Here is a 13,178-nt window from a genome sequence, read left to right on the forward strand (position 1 = left end):
AATCGGGCTTTTACGGACAGTTGATCCCCCACCTATCTTCCTCGTTTCTCTCTGAATCTTGAGGTGGGGGTCTTACTGCCCGTTAATGCGGGATAAAATACGGCAAAATAGCGTTCTACCAATTGGTAGAACGCTATTTTTATACGATAATTTACTCGTTGATTTAGCCAACATGGTTGCTGATTCAAGCTATACAAAAGAATTCAATGAGATATTTAATAAACATCAATGTCACTTTCCCTTTATTTATAATCAATTATGGGAAATATTTTTCAACTATATATACACAAAGAGAGGGCATATATTTATCCCTCTCTTCTGTCCAATCAATATTAATCTTGCTCATCCATCATTTCCTCAAACGCAGCAGACACTTTTTCAAACTCCTTGTCACTCTCAATGTATGACAATTCACCATCATCTTCTACTCTTAAAAAGAAGATGTCAATGTCTTCATCTGTTTCCTTTTGAAGGTCTTCTACAAAGCCGACAGCAATGTATTCTGCTCCTTCGACATTCATCGTTCCCAGCACTTCAACTTCCTGCTCCTGATCACTCTCATCGCTAATGGTAAAAGTTTCGCCTACTTCAATTTCCACCATATTCGTACTCCTCCTTTCATACTCTAAAAAATAGAGCGTTCAAATCGCATACCTACTAACATATCTTTCCATAAAAAATCAAATTAATGCGTAAAAAACAACAAATTCTTGCTGCTTCAGCGTAAATACCCAACCAAAAGGATATCGGATATCATTCGTGAATATGAACTAACGCATTTCGTATTAGATAATTGGATCAACTAAAGTGATTACAGTCCCAACGCTTTCGAAAAATTAGAAATATACTATTTTAGATTTTCGAAAGACCTCCTTGATCCGCAAGTATTTCTTTCATATAGGAAGCAGGCAAGCCGTCTTGTAACAGCTGTTTCATCATTTTCATATAAGGATTAATATGCTTAAAATATTTCTTATAGGATGCGCATAGATAATTTAATCCTGGCTCATTTTGATTTGAAACTAGAAATCTATTTTTAGGACATTCGCCATGACAAGCGAATCGAACCTCGCAATTTCTACACACTGAGGGCAGTGTATCTCGCTTCTTCTTACCAAAGGCAAGCTGTGATGGGGAATTTATCATATTTACTAATCCATCTGTAATATTTCCTAATCGATATTTAGGATAAACGTAATGATCACAAGAAAACAGATCACCATTATGTTCCATAGCGACCGCTCTACCACACTCTTCCGAAAAAATACAGACTGGTGACGGAATTCCGATCCAGGAAGCTAATGCCCATTCAAAATTCATAACATAAACCGACCCTACATCATGCTGCACCCACTCAATAAATTTACACAATAAAGAATCTAGTATATTAGCACTAAACAAAACAGCTTCTTCAAGTCTTCGCTTGAAAAAGCTGTTTCTAATAAAAGCATATTACTATAGTAATAATGATTTTTTTACAATATGTACATGAACTACAATGACTTTAAGGTAATACATATACCTTTACTGTTCTAACTCCCCAGTTCCAAACTTCCTGCTTTGAAGGTATAAATACGTCTATTTTATTCCCTTTAATAGCTCCACCAGTATCCCTAGCTCCAGCTGGTCCATATCCCTCTACATATACATTCGAGCCAAGTGGAATAACTGAAGAATCCACAGCAATCACTTTTAAATTTGGATTAGCAGTTAAATCATCTCCCATACTCGTATAAACATGTTCACCAGGTTCCGCACCATTTTCTTCCGGGTCGTTTGAGTATGCTGTTGATCTAACCGTTAGCTCACGCGTATTTCCTATCCATTGTCCACTATCTTTGAAATAATTCATTTTTTCGTCAATCTTATTCCAACCTGTTTTCATCGTTCCACCGGCTGCTTCATCTAAGTAATACCAACTACCACCTGTTTTCAACCAGCCTGTCTTCATTGCCCCGCCAGCTGCTCCATCCAAGTAATACCAACTTACTCCGTATTTCAACCAACCTGTTTTCATCGCTCCGCTGGCTGCCGCATCCAAGTAGTACCAACTACCACCTGTTTTCAACCAGCCTGTCTTCATTGCCCCGCTAGCTGCCGCATCCAAGTAATACCAATTCTCTCCGTACTTCAACCAATCTGTCTTCATTGCCCCGCCAGCTGCTCCATCCAAGTAATACCAATTTACTCCGTATTTCAACCAACCTGTTTTCATCGCTCCGCTGGCTGCCGCATCCAAGTAGTACCAACTACCACCTGTTTTCAACCAGCCTGTCTTCATTGCCCCGCCAGCTGATTCATCCAAGTAATACCAATTCTCTCCGTATTTCAACCAATCTGTTTTCATCGCTCCGCCAGCTGCCTCATCTAAGTAATACCAATTTACTCCGTATTTCAACCAACCTGTTTTCATCGCTCCGCCAGCTGATTCATCTAAGTAATACCAATTAGTTCCTTCTTTCAACCAACCTGTTTTCATCGCTCCGCCAGCTGATTCATCTAAGTAATACCAATTAGTTCCTTCTTTCAACCAACCTGTTTTCATCGCTCCACTGGCTGCCTCATCTAAGTAATACCAATTAGTTCCTTCTTTCAACCAACCTGTTTTCATCGCTCCACTGGCTGCTTCATCTAAGTAATACCAATTATTCCCTTCTTTTAACCAACCTGTTTTCATCGCTCCGCCAGCTGATTCATCTAAGTAATACCATTGATTATTTAATACAATCCAACCTGTTTTTTTACTACCATTTTCATAATAAAACCTTTCACCATTTTCTAATTTCCATCCAGCTTGTTGAGTAGAATCTTGCGTTATGTTATTTGATGTTTCTGCTAAACTAGCRATCGGTTGGAAACCGAAGCCCAGAACCATAGCTAAAGAAAGTGCTGTGATTTGTTTTTTCATAAATTCATTCCTTTTCCCTAAATTTGGCCATTGACTAAATCATCATACTATGTATAAGTATAATTGTTTCTAAGATAAGAATAAGAGTAGTAACAAAAATGTAATAAAAATAAAACAGAATGAAATCCAGATGCAAACTTATTGCATACTGGACTTGATTCTGTTTTATTCCTGCTATCTTCTACCTCTTTTACTAGCTTATAATTTCTTACTCATCAATACCACCAACACAATAATCCCCACAAACATAGCCGCTAAACATCCAATCAGTTTATAAAAACCTCTCTTTGTCAGCGTATTATCTTTCGTAATATCTTTGCGAACGAAGAAATACATGAATAGAATTAAAATAATACTTATACTAAACGCATAAAAAAATTGCATTTTTTCTCCTTCCTATATGTAAGACCTATAATTCATTATTTTCCACTTAATATCTTTTAGATAAGACAACAAACGAAATAAAAACCGTACTAATCGTTAAAGCAGCTAATATATTAAGTAGTTCTCCAGCTGTCAATATAATGATTTCTAAATGTAACCCAATTGAAAAAACAATGAAATATATCAATAACGCAAAGAAAGAATAAAACATCCCTTTTTGACGGATTAACTTCATCCTTTCGTCTTTCTCTTTAAATTGTGGGTGAAGATAACTTAAACAAAAGCACATAATCATCATCGATGCTAATGTATAAGTCGGAGTTGGCGGCGCAGAATGTGTCATAATCCCTGCTAATACCATGAATCCACTCATAATTAAAAAAAACATTCCTATAATCAAAAAGTACTTCTGTGAATAATTCATTAATATTCCCCCTTCTCTATCATTCCCGTTCTTTCCCTTCATAAATAAATACATTCTCAATGGTTGTCTGAAATGTTTTCGCAATTTCAAATGCTAAAGGAAGTGATGGATCATATTTTCCTTTTTCAATTGAAATAATCGTCTGTCTAGAAACACCAAGTTTTTCGGCTAACTTCTCTTGAGACAGTCCCAATTTTTTTCTGTATTCTACCATTTTGTTTTCCAAAGAAAATCCCCCCTCCTCCTTGAACAGAGTATAAATGTAAAGCATCCTTTACGTCAAGTATCCTTTACATTATTTACATAACTTTTCCAATCCTTCTTACTCCCGCCTATTCTTTTTGATCACGACTATTGTCATAACTAAAATGGAACATATAGTTAACTTTATTTGTATAGATGGTTTTCATTATATTTATCCCTCTGTAATGAGAAAAATTAATATTGTTATCTGCACTTTATCTTTTTAAAATATTACATTTTTTCTCCTATACGAATGAAGCTGGCTACCCTTTTTAAGCTATTTTCTGCTATATTTGCAAAAACTAACGATTTATGAACCATTTTCAAATCATAATCATCACTTACAAGCAAATTTTTCTTTTTTCCTTTCAATATTTAACACTATTGAAATAAAGTTTACGATAAATTCATAATTTTTTATTTTTTATACTATATCCTGTTATATTGTTGTATAATATTTTTGAAAGCGCTTATTATTTTAATATACATAAATCAAACCGCATTTTAACAAAACATTCTTACAATTCACCTTATATTTTCATATGGAAGATTTTGTTCCAAGTGCGGATGTACCAGATGAAATCACCTATTTTTTCCTTAAAATTACTTTATAACATGAAAGATTAACTTGGGTGATAAGTAATTGTGAATGTTTTTTTACAAAACGGATAAGTAATAATGTTTGGTATTATGTAAATTATCGTAATAACATAAGAGTAAAGATAACATTTACATTCATTACTGGTTCATCAATTATGAAAAGAGCAAAATGCATTCTTTCGCATTATGAAAGAAGGATTACATGCATTGGGAGGTTTAAACAAATGACGAGGAAGAATACAACGACAAACCCTTGGGCCAAATTCCATGGTCCGAACCTTGGTTATGTTATTGAACAGTATGATCGTTACGTGACAGGAGAAGGTTCTGTTGATCCGGAATTACAAGAGCTTTTTGAAACTTTTGGAGCTCCTCCATTCCAAGCAGATGTCGTAACAGGGGACAACAAGGAAACAAATTTTTCTCCTCAAAACACAGGAAACATTGAAAAAATTCTTAAAGTCGTTCAACTTGTTGAGCATATCCGTTCATTCGGTCATACATCGGCTCATATTAATCCAATGGAAGAGCCTGCTGATGGACAATCTCTCATCGAGAAAGCAATGAACGAATTGAGCGATGCAGATTTGAAAGCGATTCCAGCTAAAACAGTATGGGCAGATGCACCAAATGATGTTCACACAGCTTTTGATGTAATTAATAGATTAAAAGATGTTTACACAAAATCTTTAGCCTATGAATTCTCGCATATACAGGATAGTGAAGAACGCGCGTGGTTGCATCAAATGGTGGAATCAAATTCCCTGCGTCAACCATTAACAAATAAAAAACGAACTGCTCTCTTAAAACGCTTAACAGCTGTTGAAGGTTTCGAGCAATTCTTGCATAAAACATTCGTTGGCCAAAAACGTTTCTCCATCGAAGGCGTTGATATGCTTGTACCTGTACTARATGAAATTATTTTAGAAGGTGCTAAAGGCGGCGTAAACGATGTCATGATTGGTATGGCTCACCGCGGTCGTCTAAGCGTACTCGCTCATGTATTAGAAAAACCATATAGTCACATGTTTGCAGAATTCAAACATGCAACAATAGATAATGCTAAAGTTAATACCGGCTGGACTGGCGATGTGAAATACCATTTAGGTAGAGAAGAAGTTGTCGGATCTGAAGAAGCTAGCACACGCGTTACATTAGCAAATAACCCGAGTCACCTTGAGTTCGTTAATCCAGTTGTTGAAGGTTATGCACGTGCTGCTCAAGAAGATCGTAAAAAAGCTGGCTATCCCGAACACGACGTTTCAAAATCATTCGTAATTTTAGTTCATGGTGATGCTGCATTCCCTGGTCAAGGTATTGTATCTGAAACATTGAACTTAAGCAGATTGAACGCATACCAAACTGGTGGAACAATTCATGTTATCGCAAATAACGCAATCGGCTTTACGACAGATAGCTATGATTCTCGTTCTACGAAATATTCAAGTGACCTTGCGAAAGGATTCGAAATTCCAATCGTTCACGTGAATGCTGATAACCCGGAAGCATGTCTTGCTGCTGCTAACCTTGCGATTCAATATCGTATGCTGTTCAAAAAAGACTTCTTAATCGATTTAATCGGTTACCGTCGTTACGGTCATAACGAAATGGATGACCCAGCAGTTACGCAGCCACAAGTTTATAAAAAAATTAAAAACCATCCAACTGTAAGAGCTTTATATGCAAGCCAATTAGAAGCTGCGGGCGTTCTAAATGCAGATGAGGTTGAAACAATTACTCAATTCGTACAAGAGCATTTAAAATCTGAGTATGCACAAGTACCACCAGCAGATACAAGTGAAGCTGCAATTCATGTTAAGGTTCCAGATGTTGTTGCGAAAGGAATTCAGTCAATTGATACTAGTCTTCCGCTTGAAACACTTCGTGCAATTAACGAAGGGCTTTTAACTTGGCCAGAAGGCTTTAACGTATATCCGAAAGTGAAGAAAATTCTTGAGCGCCGTAAAGATGCTCTTGAAGAGAACGGTAAAATTGAATGGGCACTTGCTGAATCTTTAGCATTCGCTTCTATTTTACAAGAAGGTACGCCAATTCGTTTAACTGGTCAAGATTCACAGCGTGGTACGTTCGCACATCGTCATATCGTATTACATGATACAGAAACAAACGAAACATATTCACCATTACATCGCCTGCCGAATATTAACGCATCATTCTCTGTTCATAACAGTCCGTTATCAGAGGCTGCTGTTGTCGGCTACGAATATGGTTACAATGTATTCGCTCCAGAAACTCTTGTTATGTGGGAAGCACAATACGGTGACTTCTCAAATACTGCACAAGCATTATTTGATCAATATATTTCAGCAGGAAGAGCAAAATGGGGACAAAAATCAGGCCTAGTTCTTCTATTACCTCACGGTTACGAAGGTCAAGGACCGGAGCACTCTAGTGCACGTCCAGAACGTTTCCTACAATTAGCTGCAGAAAACAACTGGACTGTTGCAAACTTAACAAGCGCGGCACAATACTTCCATATTTTACGCCGTCAAGCATCAATCCTTGGTACAGAAGCAGTTCGTCCATTAGTCATTATGACGCCAAAAAGCTTATTACGTCATCCACTTACAGCTTCATCAGGTGACAAACTAAGTGAAGGACGCTTCCAACCTGCTTTAGAACAAGAAAATCTTGGTACAAAACCAAGCAAAGTAAAACGCCTTGTTTTAACGACAGGTAAAGTAGCAATTGATTTAGCAGCAGAAATCGAATCTGGTAAACACGAGTACAATTTAGATGAACTTCATATCGTTCGTATTGAGCAGTTGTACCCATTCCCTGCTGAAAAAGTTCAATCTATTATGAAACGCTTTAAAAACTTAGAAGAAATCATTTGGGTACAAGAAGAACCACGTAATATGGGTGCATGGCATTACATGGCTCCAATTCTGTTTGAACTTGCTGGAGATAAAGTGAAAACAGGATACATCGGACGCCCAGATCGTTCTAGCCCATCAGGTGGCGATCCATTTGCACACAAAGCTGAGCAAGAACTAATTGTTGCACATGCATTAGATATAAAGTATAACTTTCGACAAGATAAACAAGAAATAGAAGTTTTTAGCAACTAACAACGAAAGTGATGTGCTCTAGCTCATGCGGGCAGAGTTCCTTACAGCTCAATCTGTAAAGAATTTCTGTCCAATCAAGCTGGAAACTTTGAGATTACCGAAGAAAAAAAGACAAAACACACCGTTAGGCAAATAAGGGGAGGACATTTAAAATGATCGAAATTAAAGTACCTGAGCTTGCAGAATCTATTTCAGAAGGAACTATCTCACAATGGCTTATCAATGTAGGCGACAAAGTTGAGAAAGGTGGCAGCGTTGTTGAGCTTGAAACGGATAAAGTCAATGTAGAAATCATTGCAGAAGATTCAGGTATTGTATCACAACTACTAGGAGAGCCTGGAGATACAGTTGAAGTTGGCGACATCATTGCAATTTTAGATGCAAACGGCGCTGCAGTAAGTACACCTGCTCCAGCAGCAGCTCCAGAACAACCAAAACAAGAAGTTACAGAAGCACCTAAAGCTGAAGCTCCAAATGCTGCACCAGCTAAAACAGCTTTACAAGGTCTTCCAAATACAGATCGTCCTATCGCATCACCTGCTGCTAGAAAAATGGCACGTGAATTAGGAATCGACTTAAATGAAGTACGCAGCACTGATCCACTTGGCCGTGTAAGACCACACGATGTACAAGCACATGCTGCTGCACCAAAAGCAGAGCCAAAACAAGAAAAAACAAGTCCAAAACCAGCAGCAAAAACTGAATTTGAAAAACCAGTTGAGCGCGTAAAAATGTCCCGCCGCCGTCAAACAATTGCAAAACGTCTTGTAGAAGTTCAACAAACATCTGCAATGTTAACAACATTTAACGAAGTTGATATGACTGCAATCATGGAATTACGTAAAGAACGTAAAGATTCATTCGAGAAAAAACATGATGTTCGTCTTGGCTTTATGTCATTCTTCACAAAAGCAGTTGTTGCAGCGTTAAAACAATTCCCATTGTTAAATGCTGAAATCCAAGGTGACGAGCTTATCATTAAAAAATTCTATGATATCGGAATCGCTGTAGCAGCTCCAGATGGATTAGTTGTTCCAGTTGTACGCGATGCAAACCAATTGAACTTTGCTGAAATCGAAAGCGAAATTCGTGAACTAGGTAAAAAAGCACGCGATAACAAGCTTACATTAAAAGAACTACAAGGTGGTACATTTACAATTACAAACGGTGGTGTGTTCGGCTCCCTTATGTCAACACCAATCCTAAACAGCCCACAAGTAGGTATTCTTGGAATGCATAAAATTCAAGTAAGACCAGTTGCAATCGATGCAGAACGTATGGAAAACCGTCCGATGATGTACATTGCTCTATCTTACGACCACCGTATTGTCGATGGTAAAGAAGCAGTTAGCTTCCTTGTTGCTGTGAAAGAAATGCTTGAAGATCCAAAATCATTATTATTAGAAGGTTGATAGACTTTCGAAATACAAAAGGCTGTATGAAAGTATCGATTTATTCGATCTTTCATGCAGCCTTTTTTTATCATTTTAACCGAGAGTCCCCCACCTCAAGCTCTTGTAGAGGTAGGTGGGGGTCGTTCAATAAGACTCTAAAACAATCGTAATTTTTTTGAGTTCATAAGGGACAACTCACAATACATACAATGATAATGTATGTCTAGAACAAATTTACTGATAAGGAGGAATACAATGAGTACTTTCACAGCTTCCACAAAGCTAAAAATGAACAAGGATACCTTTTTCCTCCCCGACTCAAACGGGGGTGTCTATTTTCGAAACAACTCCAGTTCATTCCGAATGCAAGGTAATGGTATCTATGAATGGATTGAAAAATTAATGCCTATGTTTAATGGAGAACATACTTTGGAAGAACTAACAAGCGGACTCCCCCTYCCTTATCAAAATAGAGTTTTTGAACTTGGAGAACTTTTGCACCAAAATGGTTTTGTACGTGATGTAAGTCAAGATTCTCCTCATCAGTTGGAGAATGCCTTACTTGAGAGATACGCATCGCAAATTGAATTTTTAGAGGCCTACTCTCACTCGGGTGCCCTAAAATTTCAAATGTATCGACAAGCTAAAGTCCTAGCAATTGGATCTGGATCTATTTTCACTTCATTAATTTCTTCTTTACTTGAATCTGGTTTACCTGAGTTTCACTGTCTTATTACCGACTCTACCGCAACAAATCGCTCTCGATTAATTGAGATTGTACAAAAAGCCCACGATGCTGATCAAAATGTACTTGTTCAAGAAATAGATACAACGATAGATCGTTCCTTGCAGGAAATTTTTCAACATTTTGATTGGATTCTATATGTATCTCAAAATGGAAATATTGAAAAATTAAGAGCGATCCATGCGATTTGTAGAGAAGAAAAGAAAAACTTTCTTCCTGCTTTATGTTTGGAGCAAGTAGGCTTAGCTGGTCCTGTCATTACTACAGAATCTGAAGAATGCTGGGAATCTGCATGGCGACGCGTACATGAGACTGCCCTTCAAAAAGATCAACTATTAGAGCCTTTCTCTCCAATCGCTGGGGCTATGTTAGCAAACATTGTCGTTTTTGAGTTATTCAAAAATATTACAGGCTCTTCAAATAGAGAGCAAAATAAACAATTCTTTTTACTAAATTTTGAAACGCTAGAAGGCAGCTGGCACACTTCCATCAAACACCCGCTTATAACAACAAAAAACTTTACAATAGAAACGATACAAGACATTGATGAAACTCTCAAAAGACATTCAAACCAAAGCCCTTCGAATGAACTTTTTCGTTTTTTTGACCAATTAACTTCAAGAACCTCTGGAATTTTTCACATATGGGATGAACAAAATCTAAAGCAATTACCGTTGTCTCAATGCTATATCCAAGTTGCAAATCCATTATCAGAAGGACCTACTACGCTCCTGCCTACTATAATTTGCGGTGGATTAACGCATGACGAAGCACGCCGCGAAGCAGGTTTAACCGGAATTGAAACATATGTAACTCAAATGGTTCATTTCCTTATTCCTGAACAAGATGAATTCATTGGAATTGGGGCTGGGGAAACAATGGTAGAGGGCGTGTACCGTGCACTACAAAATCATTTAACACACACATTACAAACGAGGCAGTTGACCAAAACAGAAGAAATTACACAACTACAATTAACAGAGATTCACGACAAACACTGCCAATTTTATTTACGTGCACTCTCCGCGATACATGGGGAAACAATGGTAGGAATTGGTGAAGAGGTGCTAGGTTTTCCTGTTGTTTGGATCGGTGTACACAACCAGTGGTACGGTAGTACTGATTTAAATATAACATTAGCACTAAGAAATGCATTACAACAAGCACTACTTCATGTCCAAAATCAAGAAGTTCCCTATAAATCCAATATATTATTGGACTCCTCTATCCTTTTACACAGTGCAGAATCGTTTAGGGCTGAAATACAAAAAGAAGAAGAAATGCCACAATTAGAATCCTTGCAATTAGCCTTACAGAATTTAAAAGAACATAATCTTCATCCCTTCGTCCTGGACCTAGCAATTGAACCATTTTTAAAAGAAGGATTAGGCGGTGTAGTTGGTGTGGTAATCAAAGAGGAGGTAGAATGATGAGTCGGAAAATATTAATTGTAGGAGATGGCCTACTAGCAAACTATGTAAATCAGCAATTATCTGTTCACTACCCTATCATTCATCAAAATACACTTGAAGAGCCACTCCCTGAAAATATTCATCTTGCTCTCGTATTACACGATGGTTCTCCTTCCTCTATCCATCATGAAGCTGAAGAAATATTTCGCTCCGCTAACATTCCATGGCTTCGGGGCTTTACTTCATTTGGTGAGGGTATCATTGGTCCTTATGTTCAGCCAAATACAGCAGGATGTTCCCTTTGTGCTGATGCAAGACGTTTTATAGCTGGCTTTGACCAAAAAGAAATGTGGGAGCTACAGCGGAAATATTCCTTAAAAAAGGATGATGCCATACAACGAGATGTATGCGCAACCCAAACTGGATTACTACAAATGTGTCAGCTTATTCATGCTGAAACAGAAAGGATTTTAACAGAAGGGCATACCTCTTTAGCTGAGGAACTCATYTTACTTAACATGCAAACCTTTCAATGTTCACGTCATTCATTTCTTCCTGATCCTCTATGCCCAATGTGTAGCACATTACCTGATGACACTGCAACGGATGCCTACATTTCACTCCAGTCAAGTTTTAAAACTGGCAATGAAAGTTATCGTTGTCGTTCTATTGAAGATTTAAATACATTTTTGACTAAAGATTATTTAGATTATCGGACTGGACTTTTAAATGGAAAAATGCAGCATTCCTTATTACCATTTGCTGATGTTATTGTAAATATGCCGTTACTTTTAGGGAATGAAGGAGTTGCGGGCCGAACACATTCATTCAGGGCTAGTGAAGCAACTGCTATCTTAGAAGGATTAGAACGATACTGTGGAATGACCCCTCGCGGGAAACGGACAAATGTTCATGGTAGCTACCGAGAGTTAGAAGATACAGCCATCAATCCTCTCACAATCGGTGTACATACAGATGAACATTATAAAAAAACAGATTTCCCATTTAAACCGTTTGATCCTGATTATCCTCAAGACTGGGTATGGGGTTATTCTTTATCACAAAATCGTCCCGTCTTAGTTCCAGAATCGATTGCATATTATAGCCTAGGACACAGGGACGCTTTTGTTTATGAAACTTCAAACGGCTGTGCAATTGGAGGGAGTTTAGAAGAAGCGATTTTCCATGGCATTTTAGAAATAGTCGAACGCGATGCTTTCTTGCTAACTTGGTATGCACAATTACCACTTCCCCGCCTGGATTTAGCTTCTGCGGACGATGTGGAATTACAATTGATGATTGAACGAATGCGCACGATTACAGGCTATGATCTACATGTTTTTGATGCAACGATGGAGCATGGTATTCCAAGTATATGGGCCATTGCAAAAAATACAAAAAAGGGTGGAATGAATCTCGTCTGTGCAGGTGGTGCCCACATGGAACCAATGCGAGCTGTTAAAAGTGCTATCCATGAATTAGCAGGTATGTTACTTACTATGGATGAAAAACTTGAAGCAAACAAGCAAAAATACGAACAATGTTTACGGGATCCCTATCTGGTCACCCAAATGGATGATCATAGTATGGTATATGGTTTACCAGAAGCCGAAGAACGCCTTCAATTTTTATTGAATGACAATCGGTCTGTACAAACATTTCAACAAATGAATCAGTTAAGATCTATCGATAGGGACCTAACTTCGGACCTTCGCCATCTTTTAGATCGACTACATCACTCAGGTCTTGAAGTCATCGTCATTGACCAAACTGTTCCTCTCATACGAAAGAACGGATTATATTGTGTGAAAGTACTAATTCCTGGTATGTTGCCAATGACATTTGGACATCAACTTACTCGCACAACAGGACTACAAAGAGTACTTACCGTACCACTGGAACTTGGATATACCAATGAGCCACTTACATTTGAACAACTTAATCCACATCCTCATCCGTTTCCATAAGTCACAATA

General features: G+C 37.8%; 10 protein-coding genes. 4 read left to right on the forward strand and 6 right to left on the reverse strand.

The annotated features are described in order from the left end of the window. Positions 1-332: 332 nt before the first annotated feature. The 6 genes from AC1DIT_RS03795 to AC1DIT_RS03820 form a co-directional block, all read right to left on the reverse strand. Positions 333-602, reverse strand: coding sequence for a DUF1292 domain-containing protein (locus AC1DIT_RS03795; protein WP_016113860.1), 270 nt, complete (start codon positions 600-602; stop codon positions 333-335). 250 nt (positions 603-852) lie between these two features. Continuing rightward, positions 853-1,320, reverse strand: coding sequence for an SPASM domain-containing protein (locus AC1DIT_RS03800; protein ID WP_229161495.1), 468 nt, complete (start codon positions 1,318-1,320; stop codon positions 853-855). Positions 1,321-1,504: 184 nt separating this feature from the next. Further along, entirely contained in the window at positions 1,505-2,908 is a 1,404-nt protein-coding gene (locus tag AC1DIT_RS03805; protein WP_476998067.1) for a 3D domain-containing protein, read from the reverse strand. A 198-nt stretch (positions 2,909-3,106) separates the two neighbouring features. Then, positions 3,107-3,292, reverse strand: a complete 186-nt coding sequence (locus AC1DIT_RS03810; RefSeq protein WP_016113856.1) for a DUF3976 domain-containing protein — start codon at positions 3,290-3,292, stop codon at positions 3,107-3,109. A 46-nt stretch (positions 3,293-3,338) separates the two neighbouring features. Continuing rightward, positions 3,339-3,716 carry a hypothetical protein gene (locus AC1DIT_RS03815; protein ID WP_016113855.1) on the reverse strand — a complete coding sequence of 126 codons (378 nt, stop codon included), beginning with the start codon at positions 3,714-3,716 and terminating at the stop codon, positions 3,339-3,341. 19 nt (positions 3,717-3,735) lie between these two features. Further along, on the reverse strand, positions 3,736-3,942 hold the full coding sequence (locus AC1DIT_RS03820) for a helix-turn-helix transcriptional regulator (protein WP_016113854.1): 207 nt from the start codon (positions 3,940-3,942) through the stop codon (positions 3,736-3,738). An 841-nt stretch (positions 3,943-4,783) separates the two neighbouring features. Between AC1DIT_RS03820 and AC1DIT_RS03825 the strand changes: the two genes are divergently transcribed. The 4 genes from AC1DIT_RS03825 to AC1DIT_RS03840 all read left to right on the forward strand — a co-directional run bounded on the left by AC1DIT_RS03825 (position 4,784) and on the right by AC1DIT_RS03840 (position 13,169). Further along, positions 4,784-7,651 (forward strand): 2-oxoglutarate dehydrogenase E1 component, encoded by a 2,868-nt coding sequence (locus tag AC1DIT_RS03825; protein ID WP_476998068.1) that lies wholly within the window; start codon positions 4,784-4,786, stop codon positions 7,649-7,651. A gap of 152 nt (positions 7,652-7,803) precedes the next feature. Continuing rightward, complete coding sequence (gene odhB / locus AC1DIT_RS03830) at positions 7,804-9,063, forward strand: 2-oxoglutarate dehydrogenase complex dihydrolipoyllysine-residue succinyltransferase (RefSeq protein WP_016113852.1); 1,260 nt, start codon at positions 7,804-7,806, stop codon at positions 9,061-9,063. A gap of 237 nt (positions 9,064-9,300) precedes the next feature. Beyond that, positions 9,301-11,220, forward strand: a complete 1,920-nt coding sequence (locus AC1DIT_RS03835) for a putative thiazole-containing bacteriocin maturation protein (protein WP_016113851.1) — start codon at positions 9,301-9,303, stop codon at positions 11,218-11,220. Beyond that, entirely contained in the window at positions 11,220-13,169 is a 1,950-nt protein-coding gene (locus tag AC1DIT_RS03840; protein WP_016113850.1) for a TOMM precursor leader peptide-binding protein, read from the forward strand. The genes AC1DIT_RS03835 and AC1DIT_RS03840 overlap by 1 nt, the downstream gene beginning before the upstream one ends. The last annotated feature ends 9 nt before the right edge of the window (positions 13,170-13,178 follow it).

This window comes from Bacillus sp. 05T22 (genome assembly GCF_056396765.1).

Bases quoted from the DNA above. Each gene is read 5' to 3' on its own strand.
- AC1DIT_RS03795 (WP_016113860.1), bottom strand. From the start codon at position 602: ATGGTGGAAATTGAAGTAGGCGAAACTTTTACCATTAGCGATGAGAGT.
- AC1DIT_RS03800 (WP_229161495.1), bottom strand. From the start codon at position 1,320: ATGAATTTTGAATGGGCATTAGCTTCCTGGATCGGAATTCCGTCACCA.
- AC1DIT_RS03810 (WP_016113856.1), bottom strand. From the start codon at position 3,292: ATGCAATTTTTTTATGCGTTTAGTATAAGTATTATTTTAATTCTATTC.
- AC1DIT_RS03815 (WP_016113855.1), bottom strand. From the start codon at position 3,716: ATGAATTATTCACAGAAGTACTTTTTGATTATAGGAATGTTTTTTTTA.
- odhB (WP_016113852.1), top strand. From the start codon at position 7,804: ATGATCGAAATTAAAGTACCTGAGCTTGCAGAATCTATTTCAGAAGGA.